The organism is Acidovorax sp. GW821-FHT11A03 (assembly GCF_058809075.1).
The window spans coordinates 291,545-310,526 of record NZ_JBXASG010000008.1; the positions used below are offsets into that span (position 1 = coordinate 291,545).

19 protein-coding genes are annotated in these 18,982 nt (G+C 65.2%); 13 read left to right on the plus strand and 6 right to left on the minus strand.

Translation table 11 applies throughout. The features are described from left to right. Positions 1-142: 142 nt before the first annotated feature. From AC1RVY_RS21135 to AC1RVY_RS21155, 5 genes are all read right to left on the minus strand, one after another. Positions 143-769 (minus strand): protein phosphatase CheZ, encoded by a 627-nt coding sequence (locus tag AC1RVY_RS21135; RefSeq protein WP_218296961.1) that lies wholly within the window; start codon positions 767-769, stop codon positions 143-145. Between the two features lie 4 nt (positions 770-773). Beyond that, on the minus strand, positions 774-1,160 hold the full coding sequence (cheY, locus tag AC1RVY_RS21140; protein ID WP_010466076.1) for a chemotaxis response regulator CheY: 387 nt from the start codon (positions 1,158-1,160) through the stop codon (positions 774-776). A gap of 72 nt (positions 1,161-1,232) precedes the next feature. Further along, a complete protein-coding gene (gene motB, locus AC1RVY_RS21145) occupies positions 1,233-2,165 on the minus strand; it encodes a flagellar motor protein MotB (RefSeq protein ID WP_218296962.1) in 933 nt (310 codons plus the stop codon). A gap of 148 nt (positions 2,166-2,313) precedes the next feature. Then, positions 2,314-3,174 (minus strand): flagellar motor stator protein MotA, encoded by an 861-nt coding sequence (gene motA, locus AC1RVY_RS21150; protein ID WP_218296963.1) that lies wholly within the window; start codon positions 3,172-3,174, stop codon positions 2,314-2,316. 276 nt (positions 3,175-3,450) lie between these two features. Beyond that, complete coding sequence (locus AC1RVY_RS21155) at positions 3,451-4,926, minus strand: flagellin N-terminal helical domain-containing protein (protein WP_369643497.1); 1,476 nt, start codon at positions 4,924-4,926, stop codon at positions 3,451-3,453. A 325-nt stretch (positions 4,927-5,251) separates the two neighbouring features. On the opposite strand from AC1RVY_RS21155, the gene AC1RVY_RS21160 reads away from it, so the two are divergent. From AC1RVY_RS21160 to AC1RVY_RS21175, 4 genes are all read left to right on the plus strand, one after another. Continuing rightward, on the plus strand, positions 5,252-6,691 hold the full coding sequence (locus AC1RVY_RS21160; protein ID WP_218296965.1) for a flagellin N-terminal helical domain-containing protein: 1,440 nt from the start codon (positions 5,252-5,254) through the stop codon (positions 6,689-6,691). A gap of 223 nt (positions 6,692-6,914) precedes the next feature. Continuing rightward, positions 6,915-8,357: a flagellar filament capping protein FliD gene (gene fliD / locus AC1RVY_RS21165; RefSeq protein ID WP_218341827.1), complete on the plus strand. Its 1,443-nt coding sequence runs from the start codon at positions 6,915-6,917 to the stop codon at positions 8,355-8,357. Between the two features lie 61 nt (positions 8,358-8,418). Further along, positions 8,419-8,865 (plus strand): flagellar export chaperone FliS, encoded by a 447-nt coding sequence (fliS, locus tag AC1RVY_RS21170; protein WP_218296967.1) that lies wholly within the window; start codon positions 8,419-8,421, stop codon positions 8,863-8,865. A 3-nt stretch (positions 8,866-8,868) separates the two neighbouring features. Then, the gene (locus AC1RVY_RS21175) at positions 8,869-9,168 is read left to right on the plus strand and encodes a flagellar protein FliT (protein WP_063461658.1); all 300 of its coding nucleotides are present in this window, start codon (positions 8,869-8,871) and stop codon (positions 9,166-9,168) included. 413 nt (positions 9,169-9,581) lie between these two features. Here AC1RVY_RS21175 and fliE read toward each other — a convergent pair whose 3' ends face one another. After that, the gene (gene fliE, locus AC1RVY_RS21180; protein ID WP_218296968.1) at positions 9,582-9,893 is read right to left on the minus strand and encodes a flagellar hook-basal body complex protein FliE; all 312 of its coding nucleotides are present in this window, start codon (positions 9,891-9,893) and stop codon (positions 9,582-9,584) included. A gap of 173 nt (positions 9,894-10,066) precedes the next feature. On the opposite strand from fliE, the gene fliF reads away from it, so the two are divergent. The 9 genes from fliF (at position 10,067) to fliN (ending at position 18,981) form a co-directional block, all read left to right on the plus strand. Beyond that, on the plus strand, positions 10,067-11,758 hold the full coding sequence (gene fliF / locus AC1RVY_RS21185) for a flagellar basal-body MS-ring/collar protein FliF (protein WP_218341828.1): 1,692 nt from the start codon (positions 10,067-10,069) through the stop codon (positions 11,756-11,758). A gap of 27 nt (positions 11,759-11,785) precedes the next feature. Next, positions 11,786-12,781: a flagellar motor switch protein FliG gene (gene fliG / locus AC1RVY_RS21190; protein WP_218296970.1), complete on the plus strand. Its 996-nt coding sequence runs from the start codon at positions 11,786-11,788 to the stop codon at positions 12,779-12,781. Further along, a complete protein-coding gene (locus AC1RVY_RS21195; RefSeq protein WP_369643496.1) occupies positions 12,765-13,487 on the plus strand; it encodes a FliH/SctL family protein in 723 nt (240 codons plus the stop codon). Before fliG ends, AC1RVY_RS21195 begins: the two co-directional genes overlap by 17 nt. Continuing rightward, on the plus strand, positions 13,477-14,871 hold the full coding sequence (fliI, locus tag AC1RVY_RS21200) for a flagellar protein export ATPase FliI (protein ID WP_218296972.1): 1,395 nt from the start codon (positions 13,477-13,479) through the stop codon (positions 14,869-14,871). Before AC1RVY_RS21195 ends, fliI begins: the two co-directional genes overlap by 11 nt. A 19-nt stretch (positions 14,872-14,890) precedes the next feature. Then, positions 14,891-15,352 (plus strand): flagellar export protein FliJ, encoded by a 462-nt coding sequence (gene fliJ, locus AC1RVY_RS21205; protein ID WP_369643495.1) that lies wholly within the window; start codon positions 14,891-14,893, stop codon positions 15,350-15,352. Between the two features lie 5 nt (positions 15,353-15,357). Further along, complete coding sequence (locus tag AC1RVY_RS21210) at positions 15,358-16,719, plus strand: flagellar hook-length control protein FliK (protein ID WP_369643494.1); 1,362 nt, start codon at positions 15,358-15,360, stop codon at positions 16,717-16,719. A gap of 236 nt (positions 16,720-16,955) precedes the next feature. Continuing rightward, entirely contained in the window at positions 16,956-17,531 is a 576-nt protein-coding gene (locus tag AC1RVY_RS21215; RefSeq protein ID WP_218296974.1) for a flagellar basal body-associated FliL family protein, read from the plus strand. Between the two features lie 18 nt (positions 17,532-17,549). Beyond that, positions 17,550-18,554 (plus strand): flagellar motor switch protein FliM, encoded by a 1,005-nt coding sequence (fliM, locus tag AC1RVY_RS21220; protein WP_010466026.1) that lies wholly within the window; start codon positions 17,550-17,552, stop codon positions 18,552-18,554. Then, on the plus strand, positions 18,544-18,981 hold the full coding sequence (gene fliN, locus AC1RVY_RS21225; RefSeq protein WP_218296975.1) for a flagellar motor switch protein FliN: 438 nt from the start codon (positions 18,544-18,546) through the stop codon (positions 18,979-18,981). The genes fliM and fliN overlap by 11 nt, the downstream gene beginning before the upstream one ends. Position 18,982 lies beyond the last annotated feature (1 nt).

Genomic DNA, 18,982 nt, shown 5'->3' on the forward strand with positions numbered 1-18,982 from the left:
TGTCATGCCATTGTCGTGAGCGACCCGGAAATCTAAAGGCCGATAAGGAGGCTGCAGCCCCCTCTTTTCAGAGACGTAACAGGCGCCGGCGTGGCGCCTGCGGCCGCCGCAGGGCCGCGGGCGGCGTTGCGTGGCCGCAGCCTCAGAAGCCGAGGCTGGCCAGCAGGTCGTCCACCTGGGACTGGTCGGTCACCACGTCGGGAGTGTGCTCGGGGTCCACCACGGGGCCCTGCAGGTGCTGGGTGCGGGGTGGTTCGGCCACGGCGGCCACCTGTGCATTGGGGGGGGCGGTCTGGATCAGCAGCTGCACCAGCTGGTCCTCGATGGTGGCGGCGAGGTTGACCACCCGGGCGATCACCTGCCCGGTCAGGTCGTGGAAGTCCTGCGCCATCATGATTTCGGTGAGGTGCGTGTCGGCTTCCTTCGTCACCCGCTCGACATCGGTGAGGAAATTCATGATTTCCCCCTTGGCCACGGCCGCCACCGGGTCCTTGACCAGGGACGTCACCACACGGCGCGTCTCGGCGGCGATGTAGTCGTGCTGCGCCTTGGCCTGCTCGACGCGGTTGAGCACTTTCTCGGCGGCTTCCCCGGTCAGCCGGGCGATGTACGACAGGCGGCTCTGGGCGTCGGGCAGCTCGCCCATGGAGCCGCGCAGCTTGTCGGCGTAGCCCAGCTCGTTGAGCGAGTCGTGCAGCTGGCGTGTCAGCAGGCCGATCTTGTGGTGTACATCCGCAGGCGGCTGGCTGTTGTCCGGTATGTCGTCCATGGTGTCATAGCCCCATCTTTTTCAGGATCAAGGTCACTTTCTCTTCGAGTGTTGCCTTGGTGAAGGGTTTGACGATGTAGCCGGCGGCCCCGCCCTGCGCGGCGGCCACGATGTCTTCCTTGCGGGCTTCCGCGGTGACCATCAGGACGGGCAGGTGCTTGAGCTTGTCGTCCTTCTTGATTTCCGCCAGCAGCTGGAAGCCGTTCATGTTGGGCATGTTGATGTCGGTCACCACGAAGTCGAACTTGCTGTTGCGCAGCTTGTTCAGGGCGGCCACGCCATCTTCGGCCTCGTCGGCATCGGCAAAGCCGCTTTCCTTGAGCAGATTGCGCACGATGCGCCGCATGGTGGAGAAGTCGTCAACGATCAAAAAACGAAGGGCTGTGGTCACGTGGGACCCTTTCGGTCGGAAATGGCTGTAAGTATTGTCATGGGTGGCAGGGTTGGTGACAAGTCGTAACGTTTACCTGCCGGGGGGGGGATTTTCCCGCTTTTCATTCAACAGTTCTGTCGAAGTGATTTCGGGAATCCCCTTGCCCATGAGTCGTTCTTCGGCCTCCCGGGTCAGCACCGTGATGGTGATGCGCCGGTTGGCGGGTGCGCGCGGGTTCTTTGGCTCCAGCAGATCGCTGGCCGCCAGGCCCACCACACGTCCCAGTTTAGCGTCTGGCATGCCGGCCGAGACAAGCTCCCGGCGCGAGGCGTTGGCGCGGTCGGCCGAAAGCTCCCAGTTGCTGTAGCCCCGGTCGCTGTTTCCGTAGGGGACTGCATCGGTATGGCCAGCCAGGCTGATGCGGTTTTCCACCCCGCCGAGGGCGGCGCCGATCTCACGCAGGATGTCGCGCATGTAGGGTTTCACCAACGCGCTGCCGCTGTCGAACATGGGGCGGTTCTGGTCGTCGATGATCTGGATCTGCAACCCGTCGGGCGTGATGTCGATGCGGATCTGCGACTTGTATTCATTCAGGCGCGGGTTTTCGGTGATGAGCGCATCGATCTTGGCTTCCAGCGCCTTGATGCGGTCCAAGTCCTGCTTGGCCTGCTCGGCCCGGGCTGCGTCGATGCTCATGCGGCGCTGCTTGGCGGCCTCCACGTCGGAGCGCCGCACCTGACCGTGCACCTTGGACAGGTCGTTCCCCCCGCCGGGAATCACGCTGGAACTGTTGCCGGCACCGTCGCCGCCGGTCATGGCCACCTTAAGCGGCGACGCGAAATAGGCTGCAATCCCCTGCAGTTCGCCCTTGGCGGTGGAACCCAGCAGCCACATCAGCAGGAAGAACGCCATCATCGCCGTCACGAAGTCGGCATACGCGATCTTCCAGGCGCCGCCATGCACCGCATGGCCGCCTTTCTTGATGCGCTTGATGATGATGGGCTGGAGCTTCTTTTCTGCCATGGTCAGCTATCCCGTCGGCTCCCCATGGCGCTGCGCACCACCTGCAGCCTTTGATGCCGGCGTGTCCCAAGCCAGGGCAGCAAGCCAAGGTCCGCCCCGCAGCGCAGCGAGAGCGGAGGGAAGGCGCGTGGCGCACCAGGGCGGTGTCTCATTTCTTCCCCTTCACATGCCCCTCCAGCTCGGTGAAGCTGGGGCGGACGCTGGAGAAAAGCACCTTGCGGCCAAACTCGATGGCCGTGGCCGGGTTGTAGCCCTGCATGCTGGCCAGCAGGGTGGACTTGATGCACTGCAGCTCCTTGGCGGCATCTTCGGTCTTTTGCTCGACCAGGCCGCCCAGGGGCTCGACCACGCCGTAGGCCAGCAAGATCCCGAGGAACGTGCCCACCAGCGCCGAGCCGATCATGCCGCCCAGCACCGAGGGCGGCTGGCCCACCGAGCCCATGGTGTTCACCACGCCCAGCACGGCGGCCACGATCCCGAACGCGGGCAGGGCGCCGGCCAGGCGCGCCAGCGCGGCCACGGGCGCGTGGGCCTCCTGGTGGTGGGTGTCGATCTCGCTGTCCATCAACGCCTCGATCTCGTGCGAGTTGAGGTTGCCCGACACCATCATGCGCAGGTAGTCGGTGGTGAACTCGATCACGTGGTGGTCGCTGCCCACCGTGGGGTACTTCTTGAAGATCTCGGATTCGTGGGGTGCTTCCACATCCTTTTCGATCGCCATCAGCCCCTCCTTGCGGGCCTTCTGCAGGATGTCATAGAGCATCGCCATGAGCTCCATGTAGCGCGCCTTGGTGTACTTGGATCCCTTGAGCGCCATCGGGATGGCCGCCATGGTGGCCTTAATCACCTTGGGCTGGTTGTTCACCACGAAGGCGCCCAGCGCGCCCCCCAGGATGGTGATGATCTCGAAGGGCAGGGCCTTCAGGATCACGCTGATATTTCCCCCGTGCACGATGTACACGCCGAAGATGCAGCCGAGGCAAACGACGTAACCGATGATGACAAACATGCTTTGTGCGTGATGAGTTGCGGCGAGCGGGCAAACGATGCGGCGGATTCAGGGGGGCAGACAACGCGGGCGCTGTGTTCTCAAATGTATCGGATTGCAGGGGCCAGACCAACGAACGGGTTGCCTGGGACGACCTGGCGGCCGGCGTGCCGCGCAATGACGTTAGCACAACACGGCGCAAAAAAAGAGGCCAAATTGGCCTCTAGTGGTTGTGTGGTAAGCGGTAGATGCTCCTGTTTTTGAGACTTTTCGCCCACCCAGGCCTGCGTGCCACTACTACTTGAGCAAGGCCAGCACGCCCTGCGGAATCTGGTTGGCCTGGGCCACCATGGCCGTGCCAGCCTGCTGCAGGATCTGGGCGCGCGACAGGTTGGCGGTTTCTGCGGCAAAGTCGGCGTCCTGGATGCGGCCACGCGAGGCAGACATGTTTTCCGAGGACAGCTGCAGGTTCGAGATGGTGGTCTCGAATCGCGCCTGCAAGGCACCAAAGCTTGCACGCTGGCCGTTCACTGCCGCCAGGGCCGAATCGATGATCTTCAGGGCCTTGGTCGAGCCGTCGACGGTGGACACGTCGATGACGTTGACGGCGTTCAATGTGGATGCCGTCGCCGTGACCGGGGGCGTGCCCGTCAGATTGGTAATGGCGAAGCCCTTGTCCGAGCTCATCTCCAGGTACCCGGTGGCCGTCGCAAAGCCGCCGGCGGGCGCAGCGGCGACACCCGCGACAAAGGTGGGGGTGCCGGTGGAGGCCGACGTCGCGGCATCGTAGGCGCCCACGGCAATGGTGTTGCCCGCCAGGGAGTTGTTCTGAATCTGGATGTTGGCACCCGACTCATTGATGAGCACTATGCCGTCGCCGGCGTCGTTGAGTTTGGCGGTGATGCCGGTTTGCGACGACACGTCGTTGAAACCCTTGATGGCTTCCGCCAGCCCGCCCGCGGTCGCGCCGGCGGCGGATACGCTGAAAGTCACGTTGGCGGCGGTCGCGTTGTCTCCCTTCACCGCCAGCGAGTAGGAGCCGCCAGCCACGAAGGTGGTCAGGTTGACCTGGTTGCGTGCAGACGCGGAGACACCGGTGGATTCGGAGAGCGCATTGATTTTGGCGGCCGCGGTGGCCATCGTGTCGGTGGCGGTGAGCGTGACCGTCTTGGTTTGCAGCCCGGCGATGTCGAACGTGCCGGTCAGTGCCGTGGGGGCCGCCGCCGCCGTCACCACCACGGGCGCCGACTGCTTGAGCTGTGCTCCGTACGTCGTCGTGCGGAAGTTGCCGGTGGTCGCTGTGATGGTCTGGTTGGCGTTGGCGCCCACCTGGAAGGTGGCGGAGCCGAACGAGCCGTCCAGCAGCTTCTGGCCGTTGAACTCGGTGGTGACGGAAATACGGTCCAGCTCGGACAGCAGCTGGCCGACTTCGGCCTGAATGGCCTTGCGGTCGCCGGCGGAGTTGGAGGCATTGGCGGATTGCACGGACAATTCGCGCACACGCTGCAGAATGTTGCTGGCGCCCGCCAGGGCGCCTTCAGCGACCTGGGCCAGGGAAATACCATCGTTGGCATTGCGCACCGCCTGGTTCAGGCCCCGGATCTGGGTGGTGAAGCGCTCGGAAATGGCCAGGCCGGCGGCGTCGTCCTTGGCGCTGTTGATGCGCAGGCCCGACGACAGGCGCTGGATGGAGGTGCTGAGCGATGCCTGGCTCATGCCCAGATTGCGCTGTGCGGTCAGGGAGCTGACGTTGGTATTGATAGTGGCTGCCATGGATATGCTCCTTAAAGGCTTGAAAAACCAAATCTGCGCCGGTAGAAGCCCCACCGTCCGGCAGACAAGACGGGAACGATGGGTGAATTGTGAAAGTCGAGCGCGGTGCGCAGTGGTGCGATAAAGCGCACAAAAACCCTGCAACTTGTGCGTTTCGCCCTAAAGTTTTCGCCGCAGCTTCCGAAAACATTTGCAACGGGACGTAAATGCCCGCCGTTCTACAGAAGGCCATGCTGGCGCTGTGAACCGTATGGCCGGGTGCCTTGCCTGGCACCAGGTTGGCGGCAACGCCATGTTCAGTCAGTTCTTTTCAGGAGATTTGCAAATGGCAGCTACCATCAACACCAACGTCAGTTCCTTGACCGCCCAGCGCAATCTGGGTATGAGCCAACTGTCGCTCAACACCTCCATCCAGCGCCTGTCGTCGGGCCTGCGCATCAACAGCGCCAAGGACGACGCCGCCGGCCTGGCCATTTCCGAGCGCTTCACCTCGCAGATCCGCGGCCTGAACCAGGCAGTGCGCAATGCCAACGACGGCATTTCGCTGGCGCAAACCGCTGAAGGTGCGCTCAAGGCCTCTGGCGACATCCTGCAACGTGTGCGTGAACTGTCCGTGCAGTCCGCCAATGCCACCAACTCCGCCGGCGACCGCAAGGCCATTCAGGCTGAAGTCGGCCAGCTGCTGTCCGAACTGGACCGCATCTCCACCACGACCGAATTCAATGGCCAGAAGCTGCTGGACGGCTCTTTCGGCTCCGCCACCTTCCAGGTGGGCGCCAACGCCAACCAGACCATCACAGCGACCACCGGCAACTTCCGCACGACCACCTATGGTGCGCAGCTGAAGGCCTCGGCCAGCGTTCCTGCGGCTGCCGCCGCCCCCGCCGCCGCCGCCGCGACCGTTATCGTGAACGGCCTGCAAAGCAAGACGGTGAACGTCGACGCTGCCGACACGGCTTCGAAAATTGCCGCAGCGGTCAACGCAGCGGCCGAGACCACCGGCGTGACGGCTTCGGCTCGCAATCTGTCCGAGTTCAAGATCACCACGGCAGGTGCCGTGTCCCTGGCGATCAAGGGCGACAACACCACGACCGCCGCCAACATCACCTTCAGCGCGACCTCGGCAACCGACTTGGGCGAAGCCGTCAAGGCATTCAATGACGTGGCATCGCAGACCGGCATCACCGCCAAGCTCAACAGCGCCGGCGATGGCATCCTGCTGACCAATGATGCGGGCTCGGACATCAATATCGTCAACAACTCGACGGTGGCCGTGACCACCCTGGCATCGCAAAACGCGACGGCCGCTACGCTGACCTTCTCTGCCGCGCAGTCCATGGCAGTCGCTGGCGGCACGGCCAACTCGCGTGGCACGGTGGAGTTCAGCTCCGACAAGGGCTTCTCTCTGGGCGGCACCTCCGCGTACGTGGCAGCCGGTGCTTCGACCCTGAATTCCGTCAACACCATCGACGTGTCGACTGTCGACGGTTCGACCAAGGCCCTGAAGATCATCGATTCGGCCCTGTCCGCCGTCAACGGCCAGCGCGCCAGCTTCGGTGCCCTGCAGTCGCGCTTCGAGACCACGGTGAACAACCTGCAAAGCACGTCCGAAAACATGTCTGCCTCGCGTGGCCGCATCCAGGACGCCGACTTTGCCGCAGAAACCGCCAACCTGTCGCGCGCCCAGATCCTGCAGCAGGCTGGCACGGCCATGGTGGCCCAGGCCAACCAGCTGCCACAAGGTGTTCTGGCCCTGCTGCGCTGATCATCTTTGGCAGAGGGTTGAACAGGCGGGGCGGGTTTGTGAAACAAGCCCGCTCCTCACAAGGCGGAGGCGACCTGGTCGCCGCCGCTTTCCGCTTTTTGCCAATCGGGCTGCAACGCGGTAGATTGGTGGCTTTCTTGGGTGCTTATCGGCTGGATGCAACAAGCCAAAGGCCTGGATAATTTCTGGCGATTCAACCCGACACGGATTCAGGAGGTGGGATATGGCTAGCTTTTCATCGATAGGCATCGGCCTGGGCGGCAACGTGGACGTCAATGGGCTGATCAAGGCTTCGGTCGACGCCGTGAAGATCCCCATCACCAAGACCAACGGCCTGAACCAGCAGGCGGCCATCACGAATGCGAAGGTGTCTGCCTTCGGCCAGTTCAAATCCCTGGTCTCCACGCTGGCCGATGCCGCCAGCAAGCTCGCCAGCGTCACGGGCTGGAACGGGGTGAGCGCGACCTCCGCCAAGCCGGAAGCCGTGTCGGTCTCCGCCGTGGGCGGCGCCGCGGCGACGTCATTCAATGTGCAGGTGCAGAACCTGGCCAAGGCGCAGTCCTCCATCTCCGTGGCGTTGTCGCCCGTCAAGCAGGCCGTCGGGGCGGGCACGCTGACCTTTGAAACGGGCAAGTGGTCCGGCGAGCCCAAGGTCTTCACAATGGGCAGCGCGGGCGCAGTCAATGTGGACGTCAGCGCCACGGATACGCTGGCGGACGTCGCCAGCAAGATCAATGGCTCGAAGGCCGGCGTGACGGCCACCGTGCTGAGCGATGCCTCCGGCGAGCGCCTGATGCTGCGCAGCAAGACAACGGGCGAGGATGCCGGCTACCGGATGAGCGCGGCGGACGCCGACGGCAACCTGGCGGACGGTGCGGGCTTGTCGCGGCTCGTGGTGGGCGGCGTGACGGAGTATGCGGCGAACGCGAACGCGACCGTCAACGGCGTTGCCGTCACTTCGGCAACGAATGCCTTTGCCGATACCGTGTCGGGCGTGACGTTCACGGCGCTGCAGGTCACCACGGGCGACGTGGCGGTGACGGTGGCCAAGGACAACTCTGCCGTGAAGAAGAACATCGAGGCCTTCGTGAGCGCATACAACGCCATCAATCAGGCGTTGAATGAGGTCACCAAGTACGACCAGGGCACCAAAACGGCGGGGTTGCTGCAGGGGGATAGCGCGGCGGTGACCTTGCAAAACACCTTGCGCATGGCGCTGCAGTCCGTGAACAGCTCGGGCGCGCTGCGCAATCTGTCTGCCGTGGGAGTGGTCTCGGAGGGTGGGCTCGGCAACGTGGCACCCACCGGCAACCTGACGCTCGACGCGACCAAGTTCAACAAGGCCATGGAAAACGCCGACGACGTCAAGGCTTTCTTCCGGGGGCCGGAGGGCGGCAGCGTGGAGGACGGGTTCGCCGGAAAATTCAAGGCGGTCACGACCAAGCTGCTCGCAAACGACGGGTTCTTCGCCAGCAAGGCAAAAATCTACGAGCAATCCCTCAAGCTCAATGCCAAGGACGTGGAGACGATCAATGATCGTGCGGACCGCCTGGAAAAGAGCCTGACGGCGCGCTACACCGCCCTTGATACAAAGATGTCGAGCCTGAATGCGCTCAATGCGTATATCTCGCAGCAGGTGACCACCTGGAATAAATCCTCGGGCTGACCGCTTCAGTTTTTCTGGCTGTAGCCGATAACTAAAGTAATACATCGCAAGGATTGCCAGCATGTTCAGCGCCTATAGCCCCCGTGCAGCCAACGCTTATCAGCGTATCAATGTAGAAACCAGCATGCACACGATGGACCAGCACCAGCTGGTCAGCCTGCTGTATGAAGGTGTCCTGAACTCCATCGCCACGGCGCGGGGTGCCATGGCGCGCGGCGACGTGCTGGGCAAGGTCAACAATATCTCCAAGGCCGTCCGCATCATTGAAGAGGGGCTGAGCACGGCGCTCGACAAGGTGGATGGCGGGGAGCTGGCCCAGAACCTGGGAGCCTTGTATGACTACTGCCTGCACCGCCTGATCCTGGCGAATGCCCGCAACGACGATGCCATGATGCAGGAGGTCATGCGCCTGATCGAGCCGGTGGCGCAGGGCTGGAGCCAGATCAAGCAATCGGGCGCCGTCGCGGAGGCCGCCACCCCGGGGCAGCCAGCACTGGTGGAGGCCTGAACCATGTCCCACATGCTGATTGACTACTACAAGGCGATCGAAGACAGCAGCGCCAAGATGCTGGAGGCCGCCAGGCTCAAGGACTGGGATGGCGTGGTGCGCTATGAAGGAGCCTGTGCCGTGCTGATCGAGCAACTGCGCTTCAAGTCGCAGGAACACGAACTGCTGCCAGAGCATCGGCGCGAAAAGACCCGCATCATGCAGCGCATCCTGCGCAACGATGCCCAGATCCGTTGCCTGGCCGAGCCCTGGCTGGCGCAGTTCGAACACCTGTTCGAAGGCCAGCCGCAGATGATGCATTGAGGCATGCGCCAAGCCCCAGACAAAGCCGACCCCGCGAGGTCGGCTTTTTCATGGATGAAATACGGCGCTACCGCTTGTCCATCAGGCGCAAGCAGCTATTAAATTGAGAGCGGCTGATTCCTGACGCTTGTCACGAAGCTGCCACGGCCAGCGATGCGTCGCGGAGCTCCCTGTGCTGAGAGTGTGGCGTGTCTTTTACGGAATAAAAAGTGCCTGTAGCGCTTATCCATAAAGCGCAAGCAGCTACAAAATCAGGAGTAAGCGCAGACCTGCGCTGCCAGATACCGGCGCGCCCCCCGCGAGGGATGCCCAGCAAGGGCTGCCCCGCAGCGAGGGCATCGTCCCCTTGCCCACAGCGCGCAGCGCTGTGAGAGCGAGGGGAAGGCGCGCAGCGCCTCAGGGGAGCGCCCCTGCTATACCTGCATGTTCATGATGTCGGTATAGGCCTGCACCATCCGGTTGCGCACGTGCAGCGTGGCCTGGAATCCGATCTGGGCCTTCTGGATCGCCACCATGGTTTCCTCGAGGCTGACGGAGGGGTTCTCCATCTGGACTTCCGTCTGCAGGTCGCTGGCACGGTTCTGGGCCGCACTGACCGACTGGAGCGCGCCTTTGAGCGCCCCTGAAAAACCCACTTCATTGGCGTCGTTTTGCGGCGCCGCAGCACGGCGCGCCACGCCAGCGCCCGTGAGCGGGGCGGTAGAGCTTGAGATGCGAAGGTCCATGGCGGTGTCCGTGGGAATGGGGGTATGCTGCGTATCCTAGCCATCGCGCCCCCGCCCATCGCTCTGAATTGATGGCCAAACGCGCGGCTTATCCAGCGAACATTTTGAGGGCGTGGCCGAATAATCGACCCCACGCTTTGGTCCTTGTCGGGCCTGCCCTACTGGAAAGCAAGATGTCTGCAGTTGCTGAAGTTCCTCTCACTCCCCCTGCCGGCCCGAACTGGCTGCAGCGGCTGTCTGCCCTGGACAGGGCGCAGCGCATGCGGCTGGGCGTGGGTGCGGCGCTGCTGGTGGCGGCGGCCATTGCGGCCATCGTGCTGGGGCGCCAGCCCGACTACCGGGTGCTGTTCGCCAACCTGAACGACAAGGATGGCGGTGCCATCGTCGCCCAGCTGTCGCAGATGAACGTGCCCTACAAGCATGCCGACGGCGGCGGTGCGATCCTGATCCCCGCCGACCGCGTGCATGACGTGCGCCTGCGCCTGGCCACCCAGGGCCTGCCCAAGGGTTCCGTGGCGGGCTTCGAGCTGATGGAGTCCAGCAAATTCGGAATGACGCAGTTTCAGGAACGCCTGAACTTCCAGCGGGGCCTGGAGGGTGAACTCACCCGCTCCATCCAGGCGCTGTCGTCCGTGCAGGGCGCGCGCGTGCACCTGGCGCTTCCCAACCAGAATGGCTTTTTCCGGGAGCAGCAAAAACCCTCGGCCTCCGTGCTGGTGAGCCTGCATCCCGGCCGCGTGCTCGACCGTGCCCAGCTGGCGGGCATCGTGCACCTGGTCGCCTCCAGCGTGCCGGAACTGGCGCCCTCCGCCGTGAGCGTGCTGGACGACACGGGCAAGCTGCTGTCCCAATCGCCCGATGGCGCCGCGGGAACCGGGGTCGACGCGCAGCAACTGCTGTATGTGCAGCAGATCGAGCAGCAGTACACCCGCCGGATCCTGGACATCCTGGAACCCGTGGTGGGCCGCAACAACGTCAAGGCGCAGGTGACGGCCGAGGTGGACTTCACCCAGACCGAATCCACGTCCGAGCAGCACCGCCCCAACCTCGCCACCGATGCCAGCGCCATCCGCAGCCAGCAGATCGTGGAAAGCTCCGGTCCGCAGGGCAATCCGCTGCCCACGGGCGTGCCTGGCGCCACGACCAACCAGCCTCCCGCTCCTGCTGCGGCGCCCATCAACGGCGCCAATCCGGCACCCACGGCGGCGGGCCAGCAGGCCCAGGGTGCGCAGGCAGCGGCGAGCAAGCGCGAATCCATCACCAATTACGAAGTGGACAAGACCGTGCGCGTGACGCGTGGCGGCAGCGGCGCCCTCAAGCGGGTGAGTGCGGCGGTGGTCGTGAACTACCAGTCCGCCGAGGACAAGGGCAAGACGGTATCCAAGGCGCTCACGCCAGAGCAGCTCGAGCAGATGACCGCCCTGGTGCGCGAAACCATTGGCTTCAACCGGGATCGTGGCGACTCGGTCAACCTCATGAACACCCCGTTCCAGGTGGACGCGACGCCTGCCAACGACGTTCCGCTGTGGAAACAGCCTGAAGTGATCGAACTGGCCAAGACCTTCGCCTGGCCAGTGGGTGCGGTTCTGTTCGCGGCCCTGGTGCTGCTGGGCCTGGTGCGGCCGGCGCTCAAGGGCGGCGCCGCTGCCAAGCCCCGCGCCATCCCGGTGGCCGGCGGCCAGCTCGACGCCGTGGAGTCCGAAACACCCGAGCGCCCCGCGCTGCCTGCGCCCGCCGCGAAGAACGAAGTGCTTCCCGCCACGCCGGAGCAGCTGCGCCTGGAAGAGGCGCGGGTGCTGGCCAAGGAGAACCCTGTGGCCGTGGCCAATATCCTGAAGACCTGGCTCAACGGCGAGCCAGTCTGACCGCCGACATCACGGACGACGACCACCATGGACGACCAAGGACTCAACGACGCAGCCATCATGCTGATGTCCCTCGGCGAGGAAGAGGCGGCCGAAGTGTTCAAGCATTTCTCGCCCAAGGAAGTGCAGAAGCTCGGCGAAACCATTGCGCGCATGCGCTCGGTGTCGCGCGACAAGGTGGACGAGGTCATCAACAAGTTCTCCAACGCGGCGGCGGCGCAGAGCCTTCTGGTGTCGGATACCGGCAACTACGTGCGCGCCGTGCTGCGGCGTGCGCTGGGGGATGACAAGGCCGGGCTGCTCATCGACCGCATCCTGCAGGGGGGCGACGTCTCGGGCATCGAAAGCCTGAAGTGGATGGACCCGCTGTCCGTGGCCGAGTTGCTGCGCAACGAACATCCCCAGATCGTCGCGGCCATCCTGGTGCACCTGGACAGCGACCAGGCATCGGGCATCCTGATGCACCTCACGGACCGCCAGCGCAGTGAAATTCTGTTGCGCGTGGCCACGCTCGAAGGCATACAGCCGACGGCGCTCAAGGACCTCAACGAGGTGCTGTTCAAGGTGCTGGCCGGCGGCGACAAGATCCGCAAGAGCTCGCTCGGCGGCGTCAAGGCAGCGGCCGAGATCATCAACCTGCTGGGCGGCAACATGGATGCCGTGGTGCTGGAGTCCATCCGCGGCTACGACCCCGACCTGGCCCAGAAGATCATGGACAAGATGTTCGTGTTCGAGGACGTGCTCAAGCTCGACGACAAGGCGATCCAGACCGTGCTCAAGGAAGTGGCTTCCGAAACGCTCATCGTTGCGCTCAAGGGAGCGGTGCCGGAGTTGCGCGAGAAGTTCCTCTCGAACATGTCCTCGCGTGCTTCCGAAGCGCTGCGCGAAGACCTCGAATCGCGCGGCCCGATGCGGCTGTCCGAAGTCGAGGCCCAGCAGAAGGAAATTCTCAAGACCGTGCGTCGCCTGTCCGACGAGGGTCAGATCGTGATTGGATCCGGCGGTGATGATGCCTTCGTCTAGCCAGCGTTCGTACTCGCGCTTCATCCCCAGCGAGGAAGTCGGCGATTTCACACAGTGGAAGTTTGGCGCCGTGGATGGCTCCGACCTCGTCGAGCCAGAACCAGAGCCCGTGGCCGAGATTCCGGTCGAAATAGACGAGGCCGCGCAGCAGGCGCTGGTCCAGCAGGCGTGTGACGACGCGTATGCCGAGGGCTTTGCCCAGGGCCAGGCCCAAACGGCACTGGAGTGGCAGCGCCGCATGGATGACTACATCGCGCAGCAAGGGAACGAAGCCGCCCTGCGCCTTCAGGGTGTGATGCAGACGCTGGACGCGAGCCTGATCGACATGCAGCAGCAGATGGCCCAGCAGCTGCTGGAACTGGCGTGCGACATCGCACGCCAGGTGGTGCGCCAGGAGCTGTCCGTCAACCCCAATGCCCTGCAGCCCGTGGTGCGGGAGGCCGTGGGCATGCTGGTGACCGAAGGCCGGCCCGCGATGGTCCGGTTGAACCCCGCCGACATGGAGGCGATGGCCCAGCCCCTGCGCGAGGAGATGGATGCGCCAGGGGTGCAGTGGATGGCCGATGCCGCAGTACCGCCAGGCGGCTGTATGGTCGAGTCTGCGGGCACCGTGGTGGATGGCAGCCTGGACAAGCGCTGGCAGCGCGCCATTGCGGCGCTGGGCCTCCAGTCGCCCTGGCAGGAGGAGGGCGGCGATGAGCGTTGAGGCCCCCGCCGCCTGGACACGCCTCATCGAGGATGCGCGCGAGCGTGTTGCCGAGGGCGCTCCGCTGGAAACACGCGGCACCCTGACGCGGCTGACAGGCCTGGTGCTGGAGGCCGTGGGCATCCGCGTGCCGGTGGGCTCGCAGTGCATGGTCCAGATGCCGGGCCATGCCCCGGTGCTGGCCGAGGTGGTGGGGTTCTCCGCCGATCGCGCGTTTCTGATGCCGGCGGGAGACATCCACGGGCTGTCCAGCGGCGCGAGCGTGGTGCCGGCGGCACCCTACGTTCCCATGCCGCGACTGGGCGAGCCCGCGCGGGCCATCCAGCGCGCCGGTGTGCTGCGCTTGCCCATGGGCGAGGGCCTGCTCGGACGGGTGGTGGACGCGCAGGGCCTGCCGCTGGACCATGGCGGGCCGGTGCAGGACGTGGTGTCCGAGCCCATGGGGCGCCGCCAGATCAATGCCATGGACCGCGATCCCGTGCGCGAATCGCTGGACACCGGCGTGCGCGCCATCAACGCCCTGCTCACGGTGGGGCGCGGCCAGCGCCTGGGCCTGTTCGCAGGCTCTGGGGTGGGCAAGAGCGTCCTGCTGGGCATGATGGCCCGCTACACCCGCGCCGACGTGATCGTGGTGGGGCTGATCGGCGAGCGGGGGCGCGAAGTCAAGGAATTCGTCGAGGACATCCTGGGCGAAGACGGCCGCGCGCGCTCGGTCGTGGTGGCCGCTCCGGCGGACGCACCCCCCCTGCTGCGCATGCAGGGCGCGGCCTATGCCACGGCCGTGGCCGAGCATTTCCGCGACAAGGGCAAGCATGTGCTGCTGCTCATGGATTCATTGACCCGCTATGCGATGGCCCAGCGCGAAATCGCGCTGGCCATTGGCGAACCCCCTGCCACCAAGGGCTATCCGCCCTCCTGTTTCGCCAAGCTCCCTCAACTCGTGGAGCGCAGCGGCAACGGACTGCATGGCGTCGGGTCCATCACGGCCTTCTATACAGTGCTCTCGGAAGGGGATGACCAGCAGGACCCCATCGCCGACGCGGCGCGCGCCATCCTGGATGGCCACATCGTGCTCTCGCGCGCGCTGGCCGAGACGGGCCATTTCCCCGCCATCGACATCGAGCAATCCGCGTCGCGCGTGATGCACAACGTGGTGTCGCGCGGGCATTTCGACCTGGCGCGGCGCTTTCGGGCGGTGTATTCGCGCTACCAGAAAAGCCGCGATCTGGTGCAGGTGGGCGCCTATATGAGCGGCTCCGATCCGGCGCTGGACGAGGCCATCCGTCTGCAGCCGCAGATGGCGGGGTTCCTGCAGCAGGACATGTTCGAGGCGGCCTCCATGGACCAGAGCGTCGCGGGCATGGCGGCGGTGCTGGACCACTGAACACAGCGGATCGCCAGCCATGTCCAGCCTCAATTCGCTGTCCGTCGCCGTCGAGGTGGCTTCCCGCAAGCGGGACGACGCGCGCAAGGTGCTGCAGGACACGCAGGCAGCGCAGCAGGCGGCACGCGCCCAGCTCGACCAGCTCGAAGACTATGCCCGTGAAACGCAAGCGCGCTGGGGCATGAAGGCCGACACCACGATGAAGCCCGAGGTGATGTACCACCACTACCAGTTCATGGACCGTTTGGGACATGCGGCGGGTGTCCAGACCGGGGTGGTGGGTGACCATGCCAACCGGGTGGAGGCGGCCCGGCGCAACCTGCTGGAGGCGGAACTGCGGCTGGCCAGCCTGCGCAAGGTCATGGAGAAGCGGCGCCACGACCTGGAGCGGGCTGAAATGCGAAGAGATCAGAAACAAACCGATGAACGGGCTGCCCTGCAGTACCGAAGTGCGATGCAAGGCTCTGCGGGCCGGGAGTAGTGACAATGGAACAAGCAAGAATTTCTTCTCCCCAGGGCACCCAGCCGGCCCACGCCGCGCGGACCCGGTCCACGGCGCAGGCGCCGGACGACGCCCACAGTGCCGCCCCCAGCGGCTTTCTGGCCCTGCTGGCAGCGCTCGGGGATGCTGCTGCCCCGGGGGACGCCGGGCCGCTGGACCTGCCGTCCGCCGGCGCGGCGCCGGCCGATGGGTTGCCCGCCGATGCCGCGAAGGATGCCCTGGATGCTTCGGCCCTGGCGGCATGGCAGGGATTGCTGGCGCCCGACGCCGCTGTGCGGGGCGATGCCGCCGGGGCGGCGGCGGGGCAGGGCCCCGGCCTTCGCATTGCAGTGCAAGATGGAACGGCGGCAGGCTCGGGGATGCCCGGCGCGGGCGCCCAGGCAGGGGCGAACCCGTTGGCGGCTGGTGTGCCGGGCGTGGACGGCCTGCCACAGGGCATGGTGGCCGAAACGGCCATGCTCGACGCTTCCGCGGACCTCAAGGGCGGGGCACCACAGGCCGGTGCCGCAGCGTTCGGCCGGGCTTTCTCGCGCATGCAAACTGCATTGGCCCAAAGGGCGGATTCCGCAGAAATGTCCCTGGGCCGGGCCCGGGCGGGCGATGTGGCGCTGCCGACGCAAGGGCACCACATGGCGGCCGTGGCGACGGTGCAGGCCGCCAGCGAGCGCATGGCGGCGGGCCTGCCGGTTGCGGGCGCCGCCGATCGGAGCGCGGCTGCCGGGGCCGGCGACCTGGTGGCCAACGGCGCAGCGATGGCGGGCGACCTGCTGGCGGCTGCAGCGCCCGCACGGGGTGGGGAGGCCGCCGGTAGTGGCGGCAGCCCTGGCGAAGGGCGGGGGGATGCCGGCGCATGGTTCGACAATGGCGGGGGCGTGGCGCCCGTGGAGCCAGGAGCGGCCGTCGATGGCGCCGCGGCGTTTGGCGATCCTGCCCAGGCCGGCATGGAGGACCAGGTCGCCGAGCAGGTGACGTACTGGATCAACCAGAAGACTCAGAATGCGGAGCTGACGCTCAACCGCGACGGGCAGCCCGTCGAGGTGTCGGTGTCGCTGTCGGGCAATGAGGCCCATGTGACTTTCCGCAGCGACCAGCCGCAGACCCGCGACATGCTGGACCGGAGCATGGCGCAATTGAGCGAGTTGCTGCGCAGCGAGGGGCTGGTGCTCTCGGGCATGTCGGTCGGCACGTCGGCCGGACAACGTGAAAATGCGGCCGACCCCGAACGGCAGGGCCGCCGCGATGGGTCACGCCAGGCGCAGGTGGTGGCCGCCACGCCGGTGAGCATGGCCTCGCCGCTGCGCGGCGGTGGCGGCGCGCCAGACCGTGCCGTGGACATCTTTGTGTGAGTCCGCATGGCGGCGGGAACCTTCGGCCCGCCCCGCATGCGCCGCGCCGTGGGCGCATTGCCGGCTCACGGCTCCTGGCGGGTGACCTGCAATCGGGATAGCGCTGCGAATGCCATGGTTTTGGGCTTTTATTCTGGCTATTATTGGTCGCAGCATCGCCCAATAATGGGCCATCCGGTCTTGTCCGCCCATTGATTGCGTGGGTACGGCCCGTCTCCCACCAAGGAATCCGCATCGTGTCAGCCAATACCCCCGCAGCGGCTCCGGCCAAAAGCAAGAAGATGCTCATCATCATCATCGGCGTTGTGGCGGTGCTGGTGATTGGCGGCGGGGTGGCGGCCTGGCTGATTTCCAGCCGTTCCCACGCCGAAGACGAGGAAGGGGCTGCGCCGGCCCGCAAGGAGGCCCCCAAGGTGGCTCCCACCTTCCTGCCCATGGAGAACATGGTGGTGAACCTGGCGGACCCCGGTGGCGACCGGTTTGCACAGATCGGCATTACCCTGGAGCTGGAAGATGCCAAGACGGCGGAACAGGTGAAGCTGTACCTGCCCACCATCCGCAGTGGCATCCTGATGCTGATTTCCCAGCGGACCTCCGCCGAATTGCTGCAAAGGGAAGGCAAGGAAAAACTGGCCTCCGATATCCTGCGCGAAGTCTCGCGTCCCCTGGGCTATCCGGTTGCCACGGAACGCGACCGCGCGCGTGCCGCGGCGGCCGACAAGGACGGCGACGAAGATGAACGCCCCGCGCGCCGGCGCACGGAGCGCAACCCGGTGCACCGGGTGCTTTTCTCCAGCTTCATCATCCAGTGACCCGGGCAAGGACCAGTCATGAGTGATTCATTTCTTTCGCAGGAAGAGGTCGATGCCCTTCTCGAAGGGGTTACTGGCGAGAGCCAGAAATCGGTCGAGGAAGTGGCGGAGGCGGGGTCCGTACGCAACTACGACATTTCCAGCCAGGAGCGCATCGTCCGTGGACGGATGCCGACGATGGAAATCGTCAATGAGCGGTTCGCGCGCAACTTCCGCATCGGCCTGTTCAATTTCATCCGCCGCAGCCCCGAGATCTCGGTGGGCACCGTGTCCGTGCAGCGCTACAGCGCCTTCCTGCGGGAGCTTGCGGTCCCCACGAATTTCAACATCGTGGCCATCCGTCCGCTGCGCGGCAGCGGGCTGATCGTGTGCGAACCCTCGCTCGTGTTCGGCATCATCGACACGCTGTACGGCGGCGTGGGCAAGTTCCAGACTCGGATCGAGGGGCGGGACTTCTCGCCCACGGAGCAACGGGTCATCAACCGCCTGGTGGATGTGATCTGCGCCGAATACAAGAAGGCGTGGCAGGGGATCTACCCCCTGGAGCTCGAATACCAGCGCTCGGAAATGCAGCCGCAGTTCGCCAACATCGCCACGCCCAGCGAAATCGTCGTGTCCACGGCCTTTCAGCTGGAAATCGGCGACCTTTCGGGGGCGATCCATATCTGCATGCCCTACGCGACGCTGGAGCCCATCCGCGACGTGCTGTATTCGTCCACACAGGGCGATTCCATCGAGGTGGATCGCCGCTGGGTGCGCGTGCTGACCCGGGAAATCCAGGCCGCCGAAGTGACGCTGGTGGCTGAACTGGCCCGCGCCGATGCCACGGTGGAGCAATTGTTGGCCATGAAGCCTGGCGATTTCATCGAGCTCGACCGCGAGCCCCGCATCCGCGCGTCGATCGGGGGCGTGCCTATTTTTGAATGCCAGTACGGAACGCACAATTCCAAGTACGCCATTCGTATCGAAGAATGCCTGCGCAATGCCGACATGAGCTGGCTGGGAGAAAAAGATGTCAACTGAAGAAGATAACAAGGACGGCGCGGCGGATGACCCCTTTGCGGGTTGGGCCGAGGCGCTCGAGGAGCAAAAGCGGACTGAGGACAAGCCCGGCGATGCCGAGCAGGGCGGCCCGCTCTCCGGCGACCCCGTGCGCCCTTTCTCTGGCGGCGGGGATGGCACGGTCAACGACATCAACATGGTGCTGGACATTCCGGTCCAGCTGTCGGTGGAGCTCGGGCGCACCAAGGTGCCGATCAAGTACATCCTTCAGCTGGCCCAAGGCTCGGTGGTGGAGCTCGACGCGCTCGCGGGCGAGCCCATGGACGTCCTGGTGAATGGCTATCTCATCGCGCAGGGCGAGGTCGTCGTGGTCAATGACAAGTTCGGTATCCGCCTCACGGACGTGGTGACCCCTTCCGAGCGCCTTCGGCGGGTCAGCCGTGGATAGT

Coding starts and splice junctions, on each gene's coding strand:
- AC1RVY_RS21160 (WP_218296965.1), top strand. CDS start 5,252: ATGGCAGCTACCATCAACACCAACGTCAGTTCCTTGACCGCCCAGCGC.
- AC1RVY_RS21210 (WP_369643494.1), top strand. CDS start 15,358: ATGGAACAAGCAAGAATTTCTTCTCCCCAGGGCACCCAGCCGGCCCAC.
- fliD (WP_218341827.1), top strand. CDS start 6,915: ATGGCTAGCTTTTCATCGATAGGCATCGGCCTGGGCGGCAACGTGGAC.
- motB (WP_218296962.1), bottom strand. CDS start 2,165: ATGGCAGAAAAGAAGCTCCAGCCCATCATCATCAAGCGCATCAAGAAA.
- fliN (WP_218296975.1), top strand. CDS start 18,544: ATGTCAACTGAAGAAGATAACAAGGACGGCGCGGCGGATGACCCCTTT.
- fliM (WP_010466026.1), top strand. CDS start 17,550: ATGAGTGATTCATTTCTTTCGCAGGAAGAGGTCGATGCCCTTCTCGAA.
- fliS (WP_218296967.1), top strand. CDS start 8,419: ATGTTCAGCGCCTATAGCCCCCGTGCAGCCAACGCTTATCAGCGTATC.
- AC1RVY_RS21175 (WP_063461658.1), top strand. CDS start 8,869: ATGTCCCACATGCTGATTGACTACTACAAGGCGATCGAAGACAGCAGC.
- fliJ (WP_369643495.1), top strand. CDS start 14,891: ATGTCCAGCCTCAATTCGCTGTCCGTCGCCGTCGAGGTGGCTTCCCGC.
- fliE (WP_218296968.1), bottom strand. CDS start 9,893: ATGGACCTTCGCATCTCAAGCTCTACCGCCCCGCTCACGGGCGCTGGC.
- motA (WP_218296963.1), bottom strand. CDS start 3,174: ATGTTTGTCATCATCGGTTACGTCGTTTGCCTCGGCTGCATCTTCGGC.
- fliG (WP_218296970.1), top strand. CDS start 11,786: ATGGACGACCAAGGACTCAACGACGCAGCCATCATGCTGATGTCCCTC.
- AC1RVY_RS21155 (WP_369643497.1), bottom strand. CDS start 4,926: ATGGCAGCCACTATCAATACCAACGTCAGCTCCCTGACCGCACAGCGC.
- fliI (WP_218296972.1), top strand. CDS start 13,477: ATGAGCGTTGAGGCCCCCGCCGCCTGGACACGCCTCATCGAGGATGCG.
- AC1RVY_RS21195 (WP_369643496.1), top strand. CDS start 12,765: ATGATGCCTTCGTCTAGCCAGCGTTCGTACTCGCGCTTCATCCCCAGC.
- AC1RVY_RS21135 (WP_218296961.1), bottom strand. CDS start 769: ATGGACGACATACCGGACAACAGCCAGCCGCCTGCGGATGTACACCAC.
- fliF (WP_218341828.1), top strand. CDS start 10,067: ATGTCTGCAGTTGCTGAAGTTCCTCTCACTCCCCCTGCCGGCCCGAAC.